Annotated in this window: 23 protein-coding genes; 18 read left to right on the plus strand and 5 right to left on the minus strand. The window is 50.7% G+C overall.

The genetic code is table 11. The features are described from left to right. On the minus strand, window positions 1-440 hold a 440-nt coding region (locus PAT3040_RS38600), incomplete at its 3' end, for a chloride channel protein (RefSeq protein ID WP_258234958.1). A 129-nt stretch (window positions 441-569) separates the two neighbouring features. After that, complete coding sequence (locus PAT3040_RS12455; protein WP_108992898.1) at window positions 570-1,544, minus strand: cation diffusion facilitator family transporter; 975 nt, start codon at window positions 1,542-1,544, stop codon at window positions 570-572. Window positions 1,545-1,721: 177 nt separating this feature from the next. Here PAT3040_RS12455 and PAT3040_RS12460 point away from each other — a divergent pair, with 177 nt between their 5' ends. The 4 genes from PAT3040_RS12460 to PAT3040_RS12475 all read left to right on the plus strand — a co-directional run bounded on the left by PAT3040_RS12460 (window position 1,722) and on the right by PAT3040_RS12475 (window position 7,072). After that, on the plus strand, window positions 1,722-2,147 hold the full coding sequence (locus tag PAT3040_RS12460) for a GNAT family N-acetyltransferase (RefSeq protein ID WP_108992899.1): 426 nt from the start codon (window positions 1,722-1,724) through the stop codon (window positions 2,145-2,147). Between the two features lie 274 nt (window positions 2,148-2,421). Continuing rightward, window positions 2,422-3,852 (plus strand): MBOAT family O-acyltransferase, encoded by a 1,431-nt coding sequence (locus tag PAT3040_RS12465; protein ID WP_108992900.1) that lies wholly within the window; start codon window positions 2,422-2,424, stop codon window positions 3,850-3,852. A 16-nt stretch (window positions 3,853-3,868) separates the two neighbouring features. Next, window positions 3,869-5,707 (plus strand): polysaccharide deacetylase family protein, encoded by a 1,839-nt coding sequence (locus tag PAT3040_RS12470; RefSeq protein WP_108992901.1) that lies wholly within the window; start codon window positions 3,869-3,871, stop codon window positions 5,705-5,707. Window positions 5,708-6,100: 393 nt separating this feature from the next. Then, on the plus strand, window positions 6,101-7,072 hold the full coding sequence (locus PAT3040_RS12475; protein ID WP_108992902.1) for a 2-hydroxyacid dehydrogenase: 972 nt from the start codon (window positions 6,101-6,103) through the stop codon (window positions 7,070-7,072). An 87-nt stretch (window positions 7,073-7,159) separates the two neighbouring features. On the opposite strand, the gene PAT3040_RS12480 is transcribed toward PAT3040_RS12475, so the two are convergent. Next, window positions 7,160-9,223: a molybdopterin oxidoreductase family protein gene (locus tag PAT3040_RS12480; RefSeq protein ID WP_108992903.1), complete on the minus strand. Its 2,064-nt coding sequence runs from the start codon at window positions 9,221-9,223 to the stop codon at window positions 7,160-7,162. A gap of 46 nt (window positions 9,224-9,269) precedes the next feature. Then, window positions 9,270-10,058, minus strand: coding sequence for an AraC family transcriptional regulator (locus PAT3040_RS12485; protein ID WP_108992904.1), 789 nt, complete (start codon window positions 10,056-10,058; stop codon window positions 9,270-9,272). A 105-nt stretch (window positions 10,059-10,163) separates the two neighbouring features. Here PAT3040_RS12485 and pyk point away from each other — a divergent pair, with 105 nt between their 5' ends. The 4 genes from pyk to PAT3040_RS12505 all read left to right on the plus strand — a co-directional run bounded on the left by pyk (window position 10,164) and on the right by PAT3040_RS12505 (window position 14,269). Further along, a complete protein-coding gene (gene pyk / locus PAT3040_RS12490; protein ID WP_108992905.1) occupies window positions 10,164-11,582 on the plus strand; it encodes a pyruvate kinase in 1,419 nt (472 codons plus the stop codon). A 321-nt stretch (window positions 11,583-11,903) separates the two neighbouring features. Then, the gene (locus PAT3040_RS12495) at window positions 11,904-12,869 is read left to right on the plus strand and encodes an EamA family transporter (RefSeq protein ID WP_108992906.1); all 966 of its coding nucleotides are present in this window, start codon (window positions 11,904-11,906) and stop codon (window positions 12,867-12,869) included. An 84-nt stretch (window positions 12,870-12,953) separates the two neighbouring features. Then, window positions 12,954-13,586 (plus strand): SGNH/GDSL hydrolase family protein, encoded by a 633-nt coding sequence (locus PAT3040_RS12500; RefSeq protein ID WP_108992907.1) that lies wholly within the window; start codon window positions 12,954-12,956, stop codon window positions 13,584-13,586. Window positions 13,587-14,002: 416 nt separating this feature from the next. After that, window positions 14,003-14,269, plus strand: a complete 267-nt coding sequence (locus PAT3040_RS12505) for a CD3324 family protein (RefSeq protein WP_087569232.1) — start codon at window positions 14,003-14,005, stop codon at window positions 14,267-14,269. Between the two features lie 92 nt (window positions 14,270-14,361). Here PAT3040_RS12505 and PAT3040_RS12510 read toward each other — a convergent pair whose 3' ends face one another. After that, entirely contained in the window at window positions 14,362-14,658 is a 297-nt protein-coding gene (locus PAT3040_RS12510) for a hypothetical protein (protein ID WP_087569231.1), read from the minus strand. Window positions 14,659-15,118: 460 nt separating this feature from the next. On the opposite strand from PAT3040_RS12510, the gene ehuB reads away from it, so the two are divergent. The 10 genes from ehuB (at window position 15,119) to PAT3040_RS12560 (ending at window position 23,705) form a co-directional block, all read left to right on the plus strand. Then, entirely contained in the window at window positions 15,119-16,009 is an 891-nt protein-coding gene (ehuB, locus tag PAT3040_RS12515) for an ectoine/hydroxyectoine ABC transporter substrate-binding protein EhuB (protein WP_108992929.1), read from the plus strand. A gap of 3 nt (window positions 16,010-16,012) precedes the next feature. Continuing rightward, window positions 16,013-16,663, plus strand: coding sequence for an ectoine/hydroxyectoine ABC transporter permease subunit EhuC (gene ehuC, locus PAT3040_RS12520; RefSeq protein WP_108992908.1), 651 nt, complete (start codon window positions 16,013-16,015; stop codon window positions 16,661-16,663). Window positions 16,664-16,672: 9 nt separating this feature from the next. Continuing rightward, entirely contained in the window at window positions 16,673-17,335 is a 663-nt protein-coding gene (ehuD, locus tag PAT3040_RS12525; protein ID WP_108992909.1) for an ectoine/hydroxyectoine ABC transporter permease subunit EhuD, read from the plus strand. Between the two features lie 25 nt (window positions 17,336-17,360). After that, entirely contained in the window at window positions 17,361-18,176 is an 816-nt protein-coding gene (gene ehuA, locus PAT3040_RS12530; protein ID WP_108992910.1) for an ectoine/hydroxyectoine ABC transporter ATP-binding protein EhuA, read from the plus strand. A gap of 38 nt (window positions 18,177-18,214) precedes the next feature. Beyond that, window positions 18,215-18,769, plus strand: a complete 555-nt coding sequence (gene ectA / locus PAT3040_RS12535) for a diaminobutyrate acetyltransferase (RefSeq protein WP_108992911.1) — start codon at window positions 18,215-18,217, stop codon at window positions 18,767-18,769. Then, complete coding sequence (gene ectB, locus PAT3040_RS12540) at window positions 18,766-20,085, plus strand: diaminobutyrate--2-oxoglutarate transaminase (RefSeq protein ID WP_108992912.1); 1,320 nt, start codon at window positions 18,766-18,768, stop codon at window positions 20,083-20,085. The genes ectA and ectB overlap by 4 nt, the downstream gene beginning before the upstream one ends. Window positions 20,086-20,111: 26 nt before the next feature. Beyond that, window positions 20,112-20,501, plus strand: a complete 390-nt coding sequence (locus PAT3040_RS12545; RefSeq protein WP_108992913.1) for an ectoine synthase — start codon at window positions 20,112-20,114, stop codon at window positions 20,499-20,501. A 14-nt stretch (window positions 20,502-20,515) separates the two neighbouring features. Continuing rightward, the gene (gene thpD, locus PAT3040_RS12550; RefSeq protein WP_108992914.1) at window positions 20,516-21,406 is read left to right on the plus strand and encodes an ectoine hydroxylase; all 891 of its coding nucleotides are present in this window, start codon (window positions 20,516-20,518) and stop codon (window positions 21,404-21,406) included. A 205-nt stretch (window positions 21,407-21,611) separates the two neighbouring features. Next, window positions 21,612-22,037: a MarR family winged helix-turn-helix transcriptional regulator gene (locus PAT3040_RS12555; RefSeq protein WP_179215648.1), complete on the plus strand. Its 426-nt coding sequence runs from the start codon at window positions 21,612-21,614 to the stop codon at window positions 22,035-22,037. Between the two features lie 72 nt (window positions 22,038-22,109). Next, window positions 22,110-23,705 (plus strand): MDR family MFS transporter, encoded by a 1,596-nt coding sequence (locus tag PAT3040_RS12560; RefSeq protein ID WP_087569223.1) that lies wholly within the window; start codon window positions 22,110-22,112, stop codon window positions 23,703-23,705. Window positions 23,706-23,730: the final 25 nt, after the last annotated feature.

Genomic DNA, 23,730 nt, shown 5'->3' on the forward strand with positions numbered 1-23,730 from the left:
CCGGCGCTAATCCCGCAAATGAGCAGCAATCGTCTATCCTCTACGGGAAGCGAAAGCCGCTTGCCGATGGCTCCGGCAAGACTTCCGCCCATCTGAACAGCCGTTCCTTCGCGTCCGGCGGAACCGCCAAACAGATGGGTTACAACCGTGCCTAACAGCACTAGCGGCGCCATTCGGAACGGAACCTCGCCGTTGCCCGCATGTACTTGTTCGAACAACAGGTTGTTGCCTCTGATCGATTGCCCTCCGACCTTTATATAGAGGATGCTGACCAGCGCCCCGCCTGCAGGCAGGAGCCACAATAACCAAGGGTTGGCGAACTGCAGCGCAGTCGCTTCCTCCAGCATGAAGAGAAAGAGTGCGGAGGCGGTGCCTGCCGCAATACCTGCGGCAATCGCGAGGCTGCACAAGCGAAAAATGGAGAACCAACGAGCATTCACTTCTGTAGACAACTCCTCAAACGAAAAGCCGACACCCATCGAAGAGGGATGTCGGCTTCGCTTATGATTGGACTTCGACGAACACGAGCTTTCTGCGTTCGTCTCGTTCGGCGGCAGACTTATTGTTTACTATTCTACAACAGTTGCAGGCCGCGTCCAACTAATTACGCCATCGTCGTCCATGATTCCGATCGTTACATCCGAAATATCGGGATCACGAAGCAGGTTGTCGATGACCTTGTGTTTGATTGCGGTCGCTTGCGCGAGACTTAAGCCTTTGCTTAACTCGATATAGGCTTCCACATGATACGCGCGGCCTTCCTGAACGATCCGCATTCTGCCGATATCCGTCACGTCCGTTTGAGACAAAATATTGCGGCTGATTCGATCTTCCACGTCCTTGGGAGCTGCAACCCCGATTAAGCCAACCATATTGTCGTAACCAACCTTAAAGGCGACGCCGATCATCAGGAACGAGATCAGAACGGTGGCGATACCGTCCAGCAGCTTGAAGTCCGTAAATTCGGCAAGAATAACCGCTATGAGAGCGAGCGCCTGTCCAAGCGTAGCGACGACATCCTCATAGAATACAAGGCGGGTGGGGGGAGCAGCTCTTCCCGCATTGCGGACAGCGGAAGAGATAATGCCAATGCCTTTTGCTCCGGAACGGGTTTCTTTGACGATTTCTTTCATTGCTTTGATCAATATGGCGCCGTCAATGCCGATTGCGATCAGCAAGACAATGAAATTAAGCCAGAAGTTGGTGGATTCCTCGGGATGCTCTAGCAGCTTAACGCCTTTGTGAAAGGTTTCGTACGCCATAATCGTCACCACGATGACGGCCACCATGCAGAAGAGATTGACTACGCGACCGAATCCCGTGGGAAACCGCTTTGTCGGTTTCTTCTCCGCCAGGACGCTGCCGGCAAAGACGAAACCCTGGTTAACCGCATCCGCGATCGAATGCATGGCGGAAGCGAACATTGTGCCGCTGCCGCTGATGGAAGCGGCGATGGCCTTGATCACCGCGAGGCCCGTATTGCCAAGAGCCGCGATGCCTGACGAGGTGTTGCCTTTCTTAATTAATGCGATCAAATTGCGCATGCTACGATTACTCCTCCATATACCGTAAATTTACATGTAATTATATGCCTTTTCGATTATTTCTTCAATGTAAAGTCTAATATGCCTTTAACGAGCTCCGTCATTCGACACTTTACTTTTGGCAATTGTCGATAAACCTTATATAATGATAAAGGTATCACGAAAGGAGTCGCTGTTATGATAACAACCGAGAGAGCGGTACATAAGGAACAGCTTGAGCAGGCATTTGCCATCCGGACGGAGGTTTTTGTCGAAGAACAAGGCGTTCCCCATGAAGCGGAAATCGACGAATATGAAGGAGAGTCGAGCCATGTGCTCGTTCGATACGACGGAGAGCCAGCCGGTACGGGGCGTGTTCGCAGTCTGGACAAAGTGGCCAAGCTGGAACGGATCTGCGTAAGGGAGAAGTTCCGTAAAGCCGGAATTGGCGCAGAAATTATGAAAGAGCTGGAGGCGATCGCGCGTGAACAGGGGTTGACCAAGGCCAAGCTTCATGCACAGACGCAAGCAGCGGATTTTTATGAAAAAACAGGATACACAATTGATTCGGATATATTTATGGAGGAGAACATCCCCCACGTGAGAATGATCAAATCATTATAGAGGTTGTTCAAAAAGTCCGCTTTTGATCACGAAGTATGCCATGAAGCCTACTCGACATCGAATATTGAATTCAAGCGAAACTAAGCAAATGCTTACGAAGTATGTTTCCTTCGGAAACATTGCAGGTGCTCACGTAGCTTCCACTACGCTCCGCTCCTCAGTTTCTACTTTCACTCAATCTTCTCGGTGCTGAAAACCGAACTTTTTGAACACGCACTTATAAAGACCATGCGTCCATTTATCCAAATAACACGCGGCGAAAGAAGGGTTATGCGTGATATTCTCTACCTATACGTTCATCTTCATCTTTCTTCCGGTTACGTTTCTCGTCTATCGCGTTTTGGCGAGCCTGGGCTGGAAGAATGTGGCCAAGCTGTGGCTTGTGCTGGCTTCGTTGGCTTTCTATGCAAAAGGAAGCGGCACCTTCGTGCTCCTGTTCATCGCGGATATAATGCTGAATTTCATGATCGGCAGCTTGATCGTGAGAGCGGCCAAAGCAAACGCAAGGTGGACAAAAAGATTGCTGCTCACGGCGGGTCTTGTGCTCAACGTCGCATTCCTGGGATACTACAAGTATGCGAACTTCGCCATCGAAAATGTAAACCTGCTAAGCGGCGGTTCATTCCCGCTGCTGGAGATTGTGCTGCCGCTTGGAATCTCGTTCTACACGTTCCAATTTATCGCGTACCTGGTCGACTGTTACAAAGAGCGAACGAAGGAAACGCCTGTTATCGACTTCCTGTTGTTCATAACCTTCTTTCCGCAGCTGATCGTGGGACCGATCGTCCATCACGAAGATATGATCCCGCAATACAAGGAAAAGGGATTCCTGCGATTCAACAAGGTAAATATGATGCTCGGCATTTTTCTGTTCGCCATGGGCTGCGCCAAAAAAATTATGTTAGCCGATCCACTTACGAGTTATGCTGCATCATTTTTTGGAGACGTCGGAGCAGGAGATACGTTCGCGGCATGGGGCGCGTCCTTTGGCTATACCATCTCCTATTATTTCGATCTTTCCGGTTATGCGGACATGGCGCTGGGACTTGCTTTTATGTTCAATATCCGTCTGCCCCATAACTTTAATTCGCCCTATAAATCAAGGAATTTCCGCGAATATTGGCAGCGATGGCATATGACCTTGTCGAAGTTTCTGTCCGATTACATATTCAGAAGCTTCTACCGAAAGGGAAGCGGCAGCTTTAACTTCTACTTCTCCGTCATGATGACGTTTTTTGTTTCGGGTTTCTGGCACGGAGCAGGCTGGCAGTTTATTATCTGGGGTCTCGTCAATGGAGTGTTCGTCTGCATGTCCCACATGATGTATCGGAACAAGTGGCAGCTGCCCTTTTTCCTGGCGTGGGCGCTTACGTTCGCTGGCGTTGTCGGCACGCGCATCCTGTTCGTATCCGACGATATGAAGGAAGCGGCGGCGGTCTTCCGCAAAATGTTCAGCCTCAAAGATTATTCAGGCCTTGGCTTTAACGGTTTCGCCGACCAGCTCGTCATCTACGCGGCCAATAATGCCTATATTCTCGCGCTGCTGTTTATCGGCATGGCGATCACGTTTTTTACTCCGAATTCGAAGCAGTTGACGGACGACTTTAAACCGAAGATCAGGCATGCCGTCGCAGCCGCGTTCATGCTTGGCATTTCGCTGGCGCAGATGACGTCGGTATCTAATTTCTTATATTTCCAATTCTAGAAGAGGGGTGTTCATCATGACGTTCCGCAGATGGATAACTGCGTTCCTTGCGTCGCTGCTGCTCGCGGCTGCTGCGCTCGGGGGGTTCAACATGATCGTGGATCCGTTCGGCGTATTCGGGGACAAGGTGCTGGGCTGGCACTCCTACAACATGGTCAATAATCCCAGGGTCGCCAAGATCGGCTATCTGGATCAATATCACGACCGTTACGATTCTTATATTATCGGGGGGTCCAAATCCAGCTCGATCTCTCCGGAGCTCCTGAACGACTATTACGGCGACGGAGCCAGCTTTTACAGCATGTTGATGTACGGCGGCGACTTCAACGATTACGAAAAGACGCTCTATTATCTAATCGACGAGTACAAGCCCAAAAATATCGTGCTCCACATGAGCTTGCAGGAGATCAGCCACTTTAACGAAACGCCGACGGACTTCAAGCAATCGTTGCATGCGAAGGTGTCGGGCGAGTCCAAGCTTAAGTTTTACTGGGACTACTTGAAGCTCAATCCTACGTACGGCTATTCCAAGCTGGAGGGGTACGCGCAGCGGTCGGTCGATCCGTTCCAGTACTCGCAGTTCATTCCCGAGACGGGCGTCTATAACAAAATAAAACGAGACGCGGAGCCCGTCGACAATCTCGAGACGTATATGGCGGCAAACGCCGCGGCGTTTGCGCCGTTCGGCAAGCTGGAGGCAGTGGCGCTGGACAAAAACGTCGAATCGTTAAAACGGATGAAGGCTTATACGGAGGAGCACGGAGCCACCTTTAGGCTTATAACGGGCGCGACGGCGGATCAGGAGCTGTTAAGCTATGATATGGAGGAGCTTAAGACGTATTGGACCAAGATCGCGGAGGTCACCGATTTTTGGGACTTTAGCGGTTATTCGGGCGTCAGCGGCGATCCGCGTTACTTCTACGATACGATGCATTACAGGAATACGTTAGGCGCCATGATGCTGGGTTATATTTTTGAGGACCCGGACGTGTACGTTCCCGCGAATTTCGGCCACTATACGACGAAGGATAATGTTCGTGAGAGGGCGGAGGAAGCTTTTACTCGTCCCCCTAGCTTGAATGGACAATCTGTTGCCATACCGATTCTCATCTATCATCATATCGACGACGACCCATACGAGCCGAATTCGTTGATCACGTCGCCTGCGAAGTTCCGAAGCGACATGGAAGCGGTAAAAGCTGCAGGCTACAACACGGTGCTGATACAGGACTTAATCGACTACGTGGACGGAAAGAAAACTCTACCTGACAATCCTGTAGCCATTACGTTCGATGACGGATATCTCAGCAATTACGAATACGCCTATCCTGTTCTAAAGGAGCTGGGCATGAATGCCACGATCTCCATTATCGGCTGGTCGGTGGGACGTAACGAGCACCGGATCCCAGGCAAACAATTTTACCCACACTTCACTTGGGAACAAGCGAGGGAAATGCAGGAGTCCGGGGTAATCGATATTCAAAATCATAGCTTCGATCTTCATGAATCATCGCCGGATGATCCATCCGTACGCAGCGGCGTGCTGCAGATGGAGGGAGAGAGCAATGGCGCCTATAGCGAAGCATTTGCCAAAGATGTCTCGTATTTGGCCAGCCTTATCGAAGAGGAAATTCCGAATCATGAGGTTAACATATTTACTTATCCGTTCGGCTATTACTCGCATCTGTCCGAACAAATTTTGATGGATAAGGGCTATCGCTCCACATTATCGACAACACCTGGCATTAGCGTGATCCGACAAGGGGACAAGCGCAGTTTGTTTGCGCTAAAGCGGATTAACGGGGGGCCAGAGGTGGCCAGCGAAGCGCTGGTCAAGCTGCTGGAGACTAAATAGAAATGAGGGGGTGAAAAACGGAAGGCTGCCCAAGAACGGGGGATCGTTCCATTCGGCAGCCTCCATCTGTTCGCCGTTAGCCTGTAGATGGGCTGTTCGGCGTATGTCCCTTCTGATTGCGATTCTTTGAAACGGATGCAACAGTTTGGTTCTCTGCATGTTTGGAGTTGACTGCATATGCATAGTTCCTGCTTGTCACTGATTGATGTCGATGACGACTCATTTCAAGGTGACCTCCATCCATAATGTTCATTGATTTCACAATGGGACATTTCTAGCCTGTCCTAATCGACATCGTTCTATTGAGGGAAGTTTCAACCAAGTATCTTTTCTAAGCTAAACTGTTCTGCAATCGTTAATGAATGTTAACTTGTATAGGGGAGTGGAGAAGGAATGAAACCTCAAGTATTTGTAGATCGGCAGCTGGCTCCTGAAGTCGTGCAATGGTTATCGCAGCACTGCGAGCTGGATATGTGGACAGAAGGGGATACCATCACAAGAGACGCGCTTCAGCAACGTCTTTCGAACGCGGACGGCTTTATTACATCCGGACGCCGAATCGACGAGGAGCTATTAAATGCCGCGCCTAAGCTTAAGGTCGTCAGTTCTATTTCGGTTGGCTACAATCATTTTGATATCGAGGCGATGAAGCAGCGGGGAGTTATTGGCACGCATACTCCTTACGTGCTTGACGATACGGTAGCGGATTTGGCATTTGCGTTAATGCTTGGATCAGCGAGGCGAGTGGCGGAGCTGGATCGTTACGTTCGCGACGGCAACTGGAAGCGCGGAGACGGCGAGAATCTGTTCGGTGTCGACGTACACCATGCGACAATAGGCATCATTGGCATGGGACGGATCGGCGAAGCCGTGGCGAAACGCGCCCGGTTCGGCTTTGACATGAATGTGCAGTACTATAATCGGACTCGCAAGCCGGAAGCGGAAGAACGTTACGAAGCCGCATATGTCGATCTGAATACGCTTCTCTCCACCTCCGACTTTGTCGTCATGCTGGCGCCGTTAACAGAAGAGACCAGGGATATGATGGGTCAAGAGCAGTTCTCGCGCATGAAATCATCGGCGATTTTCATTAATGTATCCAGGGGTGCGACTGTCGATGAAGACGCATTGTATGAAGCGCTCGAGAAGGGCAAGATCCGCGGAGCTGGACTAGACGTGTTTAAGCAGGAGCCTCTCGATGGCGGACATCCGCTGTTGAGACTATCGAATGTTCTCGTTCTGCCGCATCTTGGCTCGGCAACGACAAAGACCCGAATCGTCATGGCTAGAGCAGCTGCGGAAAATTTGGTTGCGGCTTTGAAAGGCGAAACTCCGCCATACCTGGTCCCGGAATTTCGTTCGTAGCGATTAGCTGTGAATAAGAAGAGGCTGTACAGCAAGATTTCGATGGAAATCTGTTGTACAGCCTTTTATTTGTCCATTGCAAAGCTATTAGATCTTCAATACTTCCACCCGATTGGAGAAAAACGTAGCTCCGCCGCCCATATCAGCCAGACGCTGCGGTGTAAGAGCGTTTACTGAGCTGCGGCCCTTCTCAGCGTCATCCCACCATAGGCCTTGCGTGACCAGAACGCCAGGCAGCACATCTTGTCCAATCCTTAGAGTTAGCTTGGCTTCGCCTCTATTGTTGCGTACTAACACATGGTCGCCGTCCAGCAAGCCGAGTGATCCCGCATCTTGCTCGTTCATATTAAGAAAAGGGGCTTTCTCCAGCTTCTGAAGCTTGGACTGATTGCCGAATGTAGAATTGATATAGCTGTGATTCGGACCCGTTATCAGCAAGAACGGAAAGTCCGTCTCCTCGAGAATGGGGGTATAGGTTGGAACGGGAGTCAGACCGTTCTTAAGCATCGCGTCAGAATAGAGCTCGATTTTCCCTGACGGCGTCGGGATGCGCTCTTTCAAGGGGAGCTCGCGTCCGCCGCCAGCCTTCATCCATCCATGTTCCCTCAAAGCCTCCACCGTGATTCCTTCCAGCAGCGGATTCAACTCCGCGTCTAACGCCTCCGCAATCATCTCTTCTTCTGTCAGATCAAACAGTTCCCGCTCGAAGCCCATGCGAAGCGCCAGCTCCTTGAACAAGGTGAAATTCGATTTGCTTAACCCGGCAGGGGCAAGAACAGGCTCGCCAATTTGCAGATAGAGATGCCAGTAAGAGGTATACAAATCCAGATTCTCGAGATGGGAGGTCGCCGGAAGGACGAGATCCGCGTATTTGCACGTGTCGGTCAAAAACAAATCATGTGTAATCGTAAATAAATCCTCGCGAAGCAGTCCTTCCCTCACCTTGAGTTGATCCGGGGCGACGATTGCAGGATTGCTGTTATAGACGAACAACATTCGAACAGGCGGCTCTAGCCTTGTCAGGACATCGCCAAGCTGGTTCATATTTACCGTGCGGACATCGGGATCAGGCAACAAGTCCGGCCGTTCCAGACGATCGTTGTTGATCCGCGAATACCAGCCGTTCCCTTTCATCGCGCCGCCCCCCGGATGTTTCCACTGTCCGGTCAAGGCAGGAAGACAGGAGATTGCGCGCACGATCATGCCGCCGTTGTCATGATGCTGGAGCCCGTTGCCGATCCGGATAAACGACGGGGTCGTCGTCCCGTACAATCGGGCCAGCCACTCAATCCGCTCGGGTGGGACGCTAGTAATCTCGGAAACATACTGAGGCGTGTATAACTGCGCTTCTTGCTTAAGCTCCTCGTAACCAATGGTAAACTCTTGAAGGAAGCTCTCGTCCACCAATTCGTCACGGATAAGAATATGCATCAAACCCATGGCAAGCGCGCCATCGGTACCGGGACGGAGATGGACAAATTCGTCGGCCCAGGTCGAAGTCCGATTGCGATGGACGTCGATATGCACGATGATTGCGCCATGTTTGCGCGCTTCCGTGGCAAGCATCGTCTGATGCATATTGGTGGATACCAGGTTGCAGCCCCAGAGGAGGAACAGCTTCGTATGAACGGTTGCTTCCGGATCGATGCCGACGGAGCCCCCCATTGTGTATTTGTAGCCGGTTGCTCCCGCAACGTTGCAGATGGTACGGTCCAGTTTGGTGGCCCCAAGCCGGTGGAAGAAACGGCGATCCATACCTTCCGCGTTAAGTACGCCCATATTGCCATAGAAGCTATAAGGCAGGATAGACTGAGCGCCGAAGTCGCGAATCAATTGCTGCATTCGGCCGATTATCTCGTCATAGGCTTCCTCCCAGGTGATCGGCTCAAAGTCCAACGTGCCCTTGGGACCTACACGCCGCATGGGGTGTAGCAGGCGATCCGGGTGGTGGACGCGATCAGGCAGCTGTCGAACCTTGTTGCAGATGGCGCCTTTCGTGACGGGGTGAAGAGGGTCCCCGGTTACTTTCTTGACCTCGCCATTCTCAATCGTAATATGCAAGCCGCATGTATCCGGGCAGTCGAAGGGACAGACAGAGCGAACAATGCCGTCGCGAGAGCTGTCACGAGCAATATTTATGTTTAACGTCATTAATCATCTCTCCCAAACCATAATAAAATAATAAAATGAATCTCTATTATACCTGTACTCGTCGCTCAGAGAAATACTGCGATGGAGGACAGCCCCAGGTTCTTTTGAAAATGCGCTGGAAGTAGGAGACATCGGCGTAACCCAGATAGTCGCTTATTTCGGCGATTGTAAGCAACGATTCCCGGAGCATATAAGCAGCGGTTCTCATCCGAACTCCGTGGACATAATCGCTGATCGTCTGTCCCGTCACTCGGCGGAAGAGGGAGGCGGCATGATTGGGACTCCGGTCTATAATGTTGCCGAGCGTCTCCTTTGTGATTCGTTCGCGGTAATGATCCTGGATGTACGCTTTCATCTTATCGGCATGCTGCAAGGATAGGTCGGATTCCTTGCCGCGATCCAATTCCCTGCACCATAGAGCGAGCGTTTCGATCACGGCAGCGGTCATCCGCACCCGCGCGTAAGGAATGTCATCCTCCCACTCGGCGCATGAGGCACGGAGCCGCTCTACGGAAAGCTCGTAGCAGCCGGCCTGAGCAGCTACAACCTGCCTCGTTTGGAAAAGCGGCAGCGAGCTGCCGCCTTCCTTGGCCGCAAGGGCGAGAGTGAAGACAAGCTTTTCGTGGAACACCGTCGGTACGCTTTTGCCATAGAACGTTACCCCTGGGGGAAGCCAGACAAAGTCGCCGCGCTGCGCCATATACTTCTCGCCGTCCACCCAATAGAGACACTTTCCATATGTGATAACCGCCAATCTGGCGAAACCATCGGATCCGTCGCATTCGGTGTACCAGCCAAGCCCTTTGTTCAGTTCGTAGTCGATTAACTCAATCATGACACACCTCGTCGTACTATAATTCATTAATCATACTATAATTCATGTACGATGTCCGCTACATCCTCTACAATAATGAAAGTGAATAACGGAGGGATGAATAAGATGAGTCAGACGAAGATTGTATGTACGATGGGTCCGTCCAGCAACTCCATATCGATCCTGAAGGAAATGATGAAGTCCGGCATGACCGTAGCGAGGCTTAACATGGCCCACGGGGAGCTGGAAGACCATAGCAGCCGAATTGAACTGATCCGTGAAGCGGCATCCGAAGCATCCGCTATCGTGGCTATTATGATGGATATCAAAGGACCGGAAATTCGTATCGGTACGCTGGAAGAGGGCAGCTACGAGCTGAAAGCGGGAGATACGCTTACACTAACAAGCGAACCTATTACGGGTTATGGAACGCGCGTTGCCGTCAATTATCCGGATATGCCGAGCGTCATCCAGCCTGGCAATCGCATTCTGATCGATGACGGATTGATCGAGCTGATCGTTCAAGAAGTTAAAGGTACCGAAATCGTATGTACCGTCATGAACGGCGGTCCGCTTAAGCCCCGCAAAGGCGTTAACCTGCCTGGCATCAGCACGACGCTTCCCGGCGTGACGGATCGCGACATCAGGCATATCGCGTTCGGCATCGAGCAAGGCATTGACATGATCGCGATGTCGTTCGTTCGCAAGGCCGAGGATGTGCTGCAAGTTCGTCAGCTTTTGGAGGATGCCGGAGCGGCCCACATCCAGATTATTTCGAAAATCGAAAACGAAGAAGGCGTCGATAATTTGGACGCGATCATCGAAGTGTCAGACGGCATTATGGTCGCGCGCGGCGACCTTGGCGTCGAAATCCCGGCGGAAGACGTGCCGATGATTCAGAAGACGATGATCGAGAAGTGCAACTTGGCTGGCAAGCCAGTCATCGTGGCTACGCAAATGCTGGATTCCATGCAAGTAAATCCTCGACCGACGCGCGCGGAAGTGAGCGACGTGGCGAACGCGGTTCTACAGGGAGCGGACGCGATCATGTTATCCGGGGAGTCCGCTGCCGGCAAATACCCGCTGGAATCGGTACGCATGATGGCGATGATCGCGGAACGCGCGGAATCGACCATCGATTACGCGGAGCAATTCAAGTCAAGGATAACGACGCCTACCGGATCTATAACCGAAGTCATCAGCCAAGCGGTCGTCAGCTCGTCTCTGCAATTAAACGCCAAAGCGATTTTAACGCCGACCGAGAGCGGATTTACGGCGCGCATGGTCTCCAAGTATCGTCCCGAATCACCTATTATCGCCATAACGGCGCATGATCATGTATTGAAAAGGATGACGCTTGTTCGCGGCGTTATCCCAGTAAAAGGCGAATCGATGCCTTCGACGGACGAGCTGTTTAAGGCTTCCATCCGAGGCGCGGCTCGCACGCAGCTTCTGCAATCCGGCGACTTCGTTGTTATCTCGGCCGGCGTGCCAAGCGGCAAGGCAGGCGCGACGAATCTGATCCGTATCCACCAGATGGACTAAAACCTGCTGCTATTGACAGGACAAGCATGAAAATGCGACAATGGCTTTGGTCATCGGCTTCGGCTGATGAGCTAACGTGAGAGTGCAATGATTCATTCGTATAACTCCGCATAACGGTTGAGACACAGGGCGGGGGTTCTACGGGAAGCCTAACTTCCTTGCTACGAATAACGACACAGCTGCGTAAACGATGTTCGCGCAGCGGTCGTTGCGCGTAGCTTTTTTGCGTGTTGTCCTACAGTACGATCGGGACAAATGAATATTACCGCGCGTCATATTGCCGCTCTGTCGATTAAATAGGAGAGAAGTGAGGGAACAAACATGAAACATATGGTAGCCGTGTTTCTCGGCGCGGCCAGCTACGGCATTTTGTCCACATTTGTTGTCCTGGCTTATGGCCATGGTTATACGCTGGGAGAGGTCGTTGGCAGTCAAATGATGATCGGCTTTCTGCTTACATGGGCGTTGTCGGCTTGGCTGAACATGCGAAGGAAGCAAGCCGTTAAACGGCAAACGAACATGAAAATCCATCAAGCAAACGGGCCTCAAACAAACATGCGGACCAAAGCTGTTTTAACGCTCAAACAAAAACTGCTGCTGATGCTTGCGGGATTGCCTACGGCTATTACGGGCTTGTTATATTATGAATCGCTGCGGTATATTCCTGCTTCCGTCGCCATTCTGCTGCTGTTCCAATTCACCTGGATGGGCGTGCTTATTCAAGCGGTACGCCTTCGCAAACTGCCAGAGCGCAAAGTTTATTTGACTTTGGCGATTCTGCTTGGCGGTACGTTGCTTGCGGCTGGTCTGGCCGAGCCTGGCGCTGGGGCCTTTCATCTTGGCGGTATCGTTCTGGGACTGCTGGCGGCCGTCAGTTATACGCTCTTTATGTTGTTTAATGGAAAAGCAGTGCCGGATGCAGAGCCTGCAGATCGCAGCAAATGGATGATGCTTGGAGCCATGCTGCTGGTATTTTTGCTGTTCCCGCCGCAATTTCTGTGGAATGGCGATTTATTAAGCCCATTAATGTTGTATGGATTGCTCCTTGGCGCTTTCGGAGCGTTCATTCCGCCGTTGTTGTTCGCTTATGGCATTCCTCATATCGGCGAAGGCTTGGCCGGGATTCTCGGCGCAGCGGAGCTTCCGGTTGCCGTTATGTTGTCGGCGGTTGTCTTGCACGAAGAAGTCAGCTTCTTGCAGTGGATCGGAGTAGCCATCGTCCTCGCGGGCGTGGCTTTACCGGAATGGCTAAAGCGCCTTAGGCGCGTGCCTGTTGTCAATCATTGACAACGAACTTCCCTAGGCGTACAATTTTGTTGGATTTGACAATTTGCTTGTCATGGATTCAACAATTGGACTGGGGGAGTTAGGATGACAGTTATCGGCAATAAAGCCGTCGTGTTGTTCCAGGGGGACAGCATTACGGATTGCGGCAGAAATCGTGAAGTAGGGAGCAGTCTGGGAACTGGATATGCCAATCTGATCGCGTCGGAATTCGGATTTAAATATCCGGAAAAGAACGTTACGTTCTTGAATCGCGGCATTAGCGGCAATCGCGTCGTTGATTTGGAAGGACGTTGGCAGGAGGATTGTCTGGATTTGAAGCCAACCATGGTTTCCATCTACATCGGAATCAACGATACATGGCGCAAGTATGACAGCAACAATCCGACATCCGCAGAGAGCTATTACGAAGGATACCGCCGTCTCATTATAAACACAAAGGAATCATTGGATGCTTCGCTCATTCTAATTGAACCGTTTGTATTGCCGGTACCGGAGGACCGCAGGGGCTGGAGAGAGGATCTCGATCCAAAGATTACGGCTGTCCGTTCCTTGGCTGAGGAATTCAAGACGTTATACGTCCCGCTGGACGGGTTATTTGCTGCAGCCAGCATGTCCACAGGCGCCGCGTATTGGGCTGGAGATGGCGTACATCCTTCGCCGGCAGGGCATGGGTTAATCGCGGATGCCTGGCTACGAGCTGTTGGCGCTAAGGGGTAATCTGGTAAAGTTTCTTTATAAAATGTTCTTTCGCTACCCTATGCCCATTCTTTGGAATTATAATAAAGGTGTCGGGGCCGACGAAATACGCGCGAAAGGAGATGATCCAATTGAATCACAACGTAGAGGTGATCTCCGAGTAATCGGAGAGAATCATCGATACAGAAGAGGCCGCCAAGGCCTCTTCTTAATTTCTGGAAACGATTCGCATTGTGCGATGGAATGATTTTCTTTATAATGGAAAGGCGAGGCGGTTCCTTTTAAAGGAATCAGCAAAAAACCAAATTCGAAGAAAGGGAGGATGATTACAATGATTGATTTCCGCATCATGAATCAAACAAGTATTGCCGTTGTGCCATCTGCGTCCCAAGCGGCGCATTACAATCGTATAGACCAGTTCGAGGAGGATTTTGAACGTGAACTACAAAAATGGAAGAGACGTGCTTCCCCCTAGCCTATTATTAGAGCTCCAAAAATATATTCAGGGCGACCTCATCTATATCCCGAAGCCGGCGAATCAGCGCGCGAGCTGGGGAGAGGTTAGCGGCACCCGCAAGCTGCTTGCGGAACGCAATAAGGAGATCGTGCAATGTTATGTCAACGGCGCAACCGTCGCGGAGCTGGAACGGAAGTATCATCTGTCCAGCGAAAGCATTCGCAAGATCATCGTGAAAGCCCGTTAATGAGATGAACAATCGCATCATATCCATAATTAAAGAACCTCCGATTCCCTTATCTGTCGCCAGATGCCGGGAACGGAGGTTCTTTTGTATGCTTACACGGATGAAGTCGTCGCAGATGGAAGAGCTACCTTCGTTCTTGGATATTTGTAATCATCCCGATAGCAGCGCGTCTCGGAGTCGTAATCCGATTGAGATAATCGGTGGGATACGTCGAATATGGGCAATTCCGGATTTACATGCAAGGTAGAACCGAAAAAAGAACAACATTCGAAGTGAAAATCCAGCGTCGTGATAAGAATAACACAATTGGAAAACGTGCAATTACTAAACGAAAATCCGTCGAAAGCGATCGTTTCATTTTGGAAATGTTGATTCATAATTAACTTCATTTGCAACTCTCCTCTGTAATGATTAGGCGACTCAGGCGACATATGAACTATGCTAACAGATTGCTGGCGAAATGTTTGTCGCAACTTGACTCCCGTTTGAAATAGATATCGACAAAGACCGATCCTTATTCCTGGAAATTTATGAGCCATCGTCAATTTTAAATTTATAAACATAAATGATTATTTAAAATCTGAAAATCAGTTTGTTTGATTATAAGTTTATATTATATAACATAGATCAAGATGTCAGTAAACGTTCGAATTAAGGATGATCGGGCAGGATATGGGAGCAATTGGGAGGACCCATGGGGTCAGCGACGCTCAACCTAGGAGAGCTTTAAATAGGAGAGGATATGCCGAATTAATGGAAATGACCTCCAGCCGGATTCATGTTAGCCTTTTAAGTGTTCGAAAAAAACGTAGCGAAAGGCTGGTGGAACGCAACGTGCGTAAAAAGTGGATGATGCTGATCCTGGCGACAATGTTGCTCTTAACCGCATGTTCCGAAAACGGGAGCAGCGGCAAAAACGATGGAGGGCAAACAGATAACGGAAATGCGGCAAGCACCTTGGAGAAAGCCAAAGAACAAGGGTACATAACGATTGGATTCGCTGGAGAGAACCCGTACGCTTACAAAGATGAAAACGGCGAGCTGACGGGAGAAGCGGTCGAAATTGCGCGAACGATTTTGAAGCGGCTTGGCATTGAAGAGATGAGGGCTGAATTGACGGAATTTTCAGGCTTGATTGCCGGTCTGCAGGCTAAACGATTCGATATAATCGCAGCGGGCATGTTCATTAACCCGGAACGTTGCGAAGCGGTATTGTTCGCCAATCCGGAATACAGCATCGGGGAAGGTTTGGCGGTCAAAGCGGGCAACCCGCTGAATTTAACAAGCTACAAAGCAATTGCCGAGAACAAGGATGCCAAAGTAGCGGTCATGTCGGGAGCGGTCGAGATTGGATATCTCGAAGCAAGCGGCGTAACGGAGGCGCAGATGGTCATTGTGCCGGATCAGGATGCAGCAATAAGCGCGTTGCAATCCGGTCGTGCCGATGCCATGACAATGACGGGACCCGCGCTGCAGTCCAGACTGGATCAAGCGGGAGACGAGGGTCTGGAGCGAGTCATGGATTTCGAACAGCCGACGGTCGACGGCAACAGCGTGAGGGGCTACGGGGCATCCGCATTCCGATTGGATGACGTTTCCTTGCAAGAAGCGTTTAACACGGAGCTTGACGCTATGAAAGAGAATGGAGAGCTGCTGCAAATTTTGCAGCAATTCGGATTTACCGAACAGGAGCTGCCAGGAGACGTAACGGCGCCGCAGCTTTGCTCTCCGCAAGCTTAACCCATGAATGTTCCCATCGGACAGTGGCTGCCCTTTTTGATGGACGGAGCAGTCGTCACTTTGAGAATAACGGTTTTTGCAGGACTTCTTGCATTTTCCTTATCCGCATTATCGGGCATGGGGCGATTGTCTGCCCTTACTCCAATCCGTTGGATATCGGGCTGTTATATTGAGCTGTTTCGAGCTTCGTCGCTGCTTGTCCTGCTGTTCTGGGTATACTTCGCGCTTCCGATCGCCGGACTGGAGCTCAGCAAGACATGGTCTGCCGTGCTTGCGATCGGACTTAATATCGGCGCTTACGGAGGAGAGATAGTCAGAAGCTCCATACTTGCAGTTCCAAAGGGACAATATGAAGCATCCATCGCGCTTAATTTGCGTCCGTACACGAGATTTATCCGTGTCGTGCTTCCTCAAGCTTTTGTGCGGATGCTTCCTCCAATGGGGAATCTGTCTATCGAGATGCTGAAGTCTACTTCGCTTGTTTATTTTATAACGATGGCTGATTTGACCTATGAGGCCATGATTTTGAGAAATAATTATTATACGCATACACCGATTATATTCGGATTGCTTCTTCTTATTTATTATTTAATGTCGTCTTGCGTGTCTTGGTCTGTCCGGCTGCTGGAACGCAAGCTGGCTTGCTGGAGGTGACGCTTGGACATGTGGGATTGGGACTATGTTTACGAGTTGCTGCCGAAGCTGCTGCGTGCGCTGCCGGCAACGTTAGGCGCTGCATTATGCGGTTTTGCTCTTGCGGTGTTGGTCGGAATTCTTATCGCCATTGCGGGGAGATCACGGTTCAGACTTTTGAGAGGACTGACGACGGGCATCGTAGATTTCATCCGCAGCACGCCGCTTCTTGTGCAGCTATTCTTTTTGTATTATAGCTTGCCGATGCTGACACCTCTTGCCATGTCGGCATTCGCAACAGGCGTTATCGGGTTGGGCTTGCATTATGCCTGCTATCTCTCGGAGGTATTCCGATCAAGCATCGACGCGCTGCCGAAAGGGCAATGGGAGGCCGCCTCGGCGCTTAATCTCTCGAAAGCAAGAACCTGGTTTTCGATCGTATTGCCGCAAGCGATGCCGCCCGTTATCCCGATCATGGGCAATTATCTCATTGTCATATTTAAAGAAACGCCCGCTTTATCGGCAATAACTTTCGTCGAGCTGCTCATGCGGACCAAAAACGAGACTTCAATCTCGTTCCGCGCATTCGAACCTTATACGATTACGGGCGGACTGTTTATCGTCGTTAGCTTGCTGTTGTCCCTTGCGGTCAGTCGGCTGGAGAAGAGGTTCAAAAACCGAACGACAGCATAGTCCGAAAAGGAGGTGTAAAAGATCAATGAACTCGATATACATGCCAGATCAGGTAGCGCCTGCAAAGGTTCAGGAGCAACCTCTTATCCGGTATGAAGGCGTTACGAAGACATTCGGAGAACTGGAAGTGATCAAAGGCATTGATATGTCGATCTACGGAGGAGAAAAGCTTGCCATTATCGGTCCGAGCGGATCAGGAAAAACCACGCTTGGCCGCATGCTGATGACGCTGGAGGAACCTACAAGCGGCATTATTACGATCGACGGCGAGAAGCTCTGGCAAATGGAAGATAAACGGGGGCGATTGGTTCGTGCCAATGAGAAGCATCTCCATCGAATGCGCGAAAAAATCGGCATGGTGTTTCAGCATTTCAACCTGTTCCCGCATCTTACGGCACTGCGCAATGTTACGCTTGCGCTCACATCCGTTCTCAAGGTACCCAAGGACGAAGCACGGGAACGCGCCGCCGAGATGCTGGGCAAGGTGGGGCTCGCGACCAAATTGGACGAATACCCTTCAAGGCTGTCCGGCGGGCAAAAGCAGCGTGTCGCTATAGCGCGCGCGTTAGTCCTTCGTCCCAAAGTCATCGTCTTCGACGAGGTGACCTCGGCCTTGGATCCCGAGCTTGTCGGCGAAGTCCTCGAAGTGATTAAGGAGATCGCGGAGGATCGGGAGACGGCTATGATGCTCATTACGCATGAGATGGAATTTGCCAGAGAGGTGGCCGACCGCGTCGTCTTCGGGGCTGACGGACTTATTGTAGAACAAGGTACGCCGGAGGAGATATTCGATTGTCCCCGGAGCGAGCGGCTTCAGGCTTTTCTTGGCCGGTTCCGTTGAAAGCAGCTATTAAAAGTAATCGTAAAGGAGGAGATGAAATGAAAAGAAGAGAACCGCCTGCGATACTGTATCGCAGACCCGAGCCGAAGGACGGGAGCGAAGTATGGAGGCTTGTCCGGGATTCGGGAGGGCTCGACTTGAATTCTGCCTATAGCTACTTGATGTTATGCGACATGTTTCGCGACACTTGCTGTATTGCGCAGTCCGAGGATCGAATTGTCGGCTTTGTATCCGCGTTCCGGAAGCCTGCGGACGAGCAAACGTTATTTGTATGGCAGATCGCAGTAGATGGCGGACTTCGAGGCCGTGGAGTTGGAAGACAATTATTGCGAGAATTGACAGACAGAAAAGAAAATGCAGGTATTCGGTATCTGGAGGCGACCATTGGACCGAACAACATTCCGTCCAGAAGCTTATTCCTGGGGATGGCTCAGTCGCTGAATGCGGAATGTACGATGGCGAGCAAATATGAATCAGGTCTATTCCCCAATCCGGAAGGTCATGATGACGAGTTGCTGTTCCGAATCGGTCCGTTCGACCGAGTAGGGTTGCTAAACATCAAATCACAACGAACGGAGGAGATTCATAGATGACAGCCATACCTAATCGTATCGGTTCAATAGATCAAGACGTGTTCAAACAATTGGAATCGGAAGTTCGCAGCTACTGCAGAAGCTTTGATACGGTATTCGCCAAAGCGAAGGGAGCCAGGCTCTGGGACAAAAAAGGACGCGAATACATCGATTTTTTCGCCGGCGCCGGCGCGTTGAACTACGGACATAACAACGAAAGGATTCGATCCCGAATCGTTGACTATATGATGAACGACGGCATAACGCACAGTCTGGACATGGCAACGGAAGCGAAGGAACGTTTTCTGCTGACATTTCAGCATAAGATTTTGAAGCCCAGAGGACTGTCGTACAAGCTCATGTTCCCCGGTCCTACCGGAACAAACTCCGTCGAAAGCGCGCTAAAGATCGCCAGGAAGGTTACCGGAAGGACGAATGTCATTGCCTTTACGAATGCATTTCACGGGATGTCGCTAGGATCGTTGGCTGCCACAGGCAATGCCTATAAGAGGGGCGGAGCGGGAGTTAGTCTATCGGGCACGACGTTCCTCCCTTATGACGGGTATATGGGGCCGCTCTTCGATACATCGCTTTTGATGGAGAAGATGCTTAACGATGCGGGGAGCGGAGTCGATAAACCGGCGGCTGTAATCGTTGAGACCATGCAGGGAGAAGGCGGGTTGAACGCGGCCAGCGCAAAATGGCTTCAAAGACTCGAGAGCCTTTGCCGCGAACATGAAATGCTTCTTATTGTTGACGATGTGCAGATGGGCTGCGGCCGCACGGGCACGTTTTTCAGCTTCGAAGAAGCGGGGATAAGGCCAGACATTGTTTGCCTGTCGAAGTCTATTGGCGGATACGGACTGCCGATGGCGCTTACGCTTATTAAGCCGGAGTATGACATCTGGAATCCTGGCGAGCACAATGGAACGTTCCGTGGCAATAATCTCGGGTTCGTGGCAGCGACGGAGGCAATTGCTTTCTGGGAGGACGGAACACTGGAGCTACGGATCAAGGAGCACTCCTTTTCGATCCGCAAGTTCCTCGAGCGCACAGCAGCCAGATACGGCGGCAAGATTAAAGAAGTGCGCGGGAAGGGAATGATCCAGGGGCTGGTTTTCAACAATCCGGATGACGCCGGTCAATTATGCCGGAAAGCGTTCGAACGGGGAGTAATTATGGAAACCTCTGGCTCACGTGACGAAGTAGCGAAGCTGATGCCTCCACTGACGATCGAAAAGGAGCTGCTTGCTGAAGGAATGGCAAAACTCGAAGCATCGCTGAGCGAAATGTATGACTTTGCAGAACAAAAGGAACCGGTCGGAATTCACCCATAAATGATGAAGATATGGAGGCAACGCTTATGATCGTCAAACACCTGAATGACATTGTGAACACGAAGAACGATATTGATGCCGAAACCTGGAATTCGAGAAGATTGCTGCTTAAGAAGGACGGAATGGGTTTCTCCATGCACGATACGATTATAAAAGCGGGAACGGAGACGTTGATCTGGTACAGGAACCATGTCGAAGCCGTCTATTGCATCGAAGGCGAAGGAGAGATAGAAGTAATCGGAGGCCAAACCTACCCCATTACGCCAGGAGTTTTGTATGCGCTGGATGGTCATGAAAAACATCTGCTCCGTGCCAGCAAGCAGTTGCGCATGGTTTGTGTATTCAATCCACCGCTGACTGGAGCCGAAGTACATGACAAGGATGGCGTCTATCCGCTAGAAGCGGAAATCCAATGAAGGAGATGATCCCTATGTCCAATACTACTGCAAATTCTCAAGTCGACCGTTACCCTTCCCGCATTGCCGATCAAGCACAGCTCACAGAGCGACTCGATCCCGTCGTGTATAAGAAGTGGTCCGACGCTAGTCCGTTGTCCGAGGAGCAATCGGCCTTCTACGAGAACAACGGCTATCTGTTCCTGGAAGAGTTTTTCTCGGAGAATGAAGTCGAAGCATGGCGTCAGGAGCTAGCGAGGCTGCAGGAGAGCTACAGCGACCGCGATGAGGCTCATGTCATTCGCGAACCGCAAAGCAAGGAGGTGCGTTCCGTCTTCTCCGTTCACGAGAATAACGACGTCTTCCGCGACCTGTCCCTGCATCCAAGGCTCAAAGCGATCATGAACTACTTGCTTGGCTCGGAGACTTACATTCATCAATCAAGAATCAACTTCAAGCCGGGTTTCACGGGCAAGGAATTTTATTGGCATTCCGATTTCGAGACATGGCACGTCGAGGACGGCATGCCCGCCATGCGGGCGCTGAGCTGCTCTGTCGCGCTAAGCGACAATCATCCCTTTAATGGACCGTTGATGGTTATCCCCGGCTCGCATAAGCAATTCGTTTCTTGCGTGGGACGGACGCCCGAGAACCACTTCAAGGAATCGCTGCGCAAACAGGAATATGGCGTGCCGGATCCCGATAGTCTGACGGAGATGGCTGACGCGGGAGGCATCGAAATGCCGGTCGGCAAAGCCGGCTCCGTGCTGTTATTCGATTGCAATCTGATGCATGGCTCCAGCAGCAATATTTCCCCTTACCCCCGGAGCAACGTGTTCATGGTTTATAACAGCATAAACAATCGTCTGGTCGATCCTTTCTCGGGTCAACGGCCTCGTCCGGATTATATCGCTTGCCGTAAGTAATGCTTGCCAGATGAATCCTCTAAATAGGAAAAGAGAAACCTAACTTCAGTAATGAGGTTGGGTTTCTTTTTTGTGTCCTGCGAATGCTGCGAATGCGGTAAAGAAAGGACGTTGACAAAAAGTATTTTAGCAGTTAATATTTCAATAGTTGAAATATATAGCGATGAAGTAAATGATTCGAGGTGATGAGATGGAGACGTTCGTGATGAGATTCCAACGATCCCTGATCTACTTAAATCGGATTTTCTCCGCTGAGATGATGAAGCAGATGGACGTGCAAGTGACAAGCACTCAAATGTTCATGCTGCATTTTATCAGGGAGAGCGGGAGCTGCCGGCTGACAGCGCTGGCGGAGAAGCTGGACGTGCAGCCTGGCGCAGTGACCGCGATGATTGATCGTTTGGGTAAATCGGGTTATGTCACTCGGGAGAACGATGCCAAGGACCGGAGAGTGATTAGGGTTCGTCTAACGGAAGCGGGTGAAGATATTATCAAGAAATCGCATGAACTTCGGAAGGAGATCGTGGCGAAATATATGGAGAGTCTGAGTTCGGCCGAAGTTGAAACAGTGACCGTTCTTATGGAGAAGCTGGTGGCTTCGGCTCAAACTTTATCGAATGAAGCAAACTAATGGCATTAAGGTATACAACAAAGACAGAAAACCGGGCATCCTATTTTTGAAGAGAATGAGGGAGAAATCAACATGGAACATCTAACACATAAACGCAAGATGAGTATCATGTTCGCGATTATTGCGGCTATGTTCTTCTCGGCGATCAATCAGACAATCGTAAGCACAGCTATGCCGCGTATTATCGCCGTACTAAGCGGAATGGAATATTATAGCTGGGTTATTACGATCTATATGTTAACATCTACGCTTGCGACCGTACTTGTCGGCAAGCTGTCCGATATTTATGGCCGGAAACCATTTATCTTGACAGGTATCGTTATATTTATGATCGGCGCATTATTAACGGGCTTCTCCAAGGATATCTTTCAACTGATTATTTACCGCGGTGTGCAGGGTGTTGGCGCCGGCATTATTATGGCTACCGTCTTTACGGCTGTCGGGGATCTGTTTTCGCCGCGCGAGCGCGGCAAGTGGACCGGCGTCATGATGGCCGTTTTCGGATTCTCCAGCGTCATCGGACCAACACTCGGAGGATGGCTGGTAGACAACATGGAGTGGAAGTGGCTGTTCTGGATTTTCCTGCCTCTTGGCGTCGTTGCTTTCTTTATGATTTTGTTTCTGTTCCCCAAGGTTGAACGCAAACCATCCGAGAGTATCGACTATGCGGGTTCGTTTTTCCTCAGCATTACCATCATTGCTCTGTTGCTGGGTTTCACTTGGGCAGGGAGCAAATACGAATGGGCTTCTTTCGAAATTCTCGGACTGTTCGGCGCAGCGATTATATCGCTTATCCTTTTTATTTTGGTCGAACGCCATGCCAAAAGCCCTGTACTTCCGTTATCCTTGTTCCGCAATGATATCGTAACGATCTCTAACGTCATTGGTTTCTTGATGAACGCCGGCATGATGGGCGCCCTGATCTACTTGCCGTTTTTCGTGCAGGGGGTAGAAGGCATTTCGCCAACCTATTCCGGTTATGTTACGATGCCAATGTCCATCGGGATGGTCATTATGAGCACCATTATCGGACGTCAAATTACGAAGACGGGCAAATACAAACGTTATGCCATCATCGGAATGCCGATTATGGTGGCAGGATTGCTGATCATGGCATTTATGAACAGCGTATGGATTGCGGTCATCGCGATGATCGTATTCGGTATCGGACTTGGCGTAGGTATGCCGGTCTTCTCCCTAACGGTACAAAATGCCGTTAAGCCGACAGAGCTCGGTGTCGCTACATCCTCGTCTCAGCTATTCCGTAACCTGGGCGGCACAATCGGTATTGCCATTATGGGAACGATCATGCAGTCGGCGCTTGTGCGCAACATGAAGGAAGCCTCGTCGTCGAGTACGGGCTTTCACTTCGACGAGCTGGACCCGGAGCTTGCCAAAGAGCTGTCGGCCTTCCAGAATCCGGAGATGCTGCTGGATCAACCGAAGTTGGAGCAACTTCAGCAGACGCTTCCTGCAGACGTTCAGCCATTGATTACTCAAATGATCGACATGCTGAGAGATGCGCTTAGCCATTCGCTGACGGTCGTATTCCTGGCAGGAGCTTCGCTAGTCGTCGTTGCGATGATTCTGTCCTTCTTCCTGAGGGAGATACCGCTTCGCACCTCCAACAAAATGCCGGAGCAAGAGCCTCAAGCTGAAGCCGTCTAACCTAAAGAATTTACCGCCCCATATC

Source organism: Paenibacillus agaridevorans, assembly GCF_003112455.1.
Taxonomy (GTDB): Bacteria; Bacillota; Bacilli; order Paenibacillales; family Paenibacillaceae; genus Pristimantibacillus; species Pristimantibacillus agaridevorans.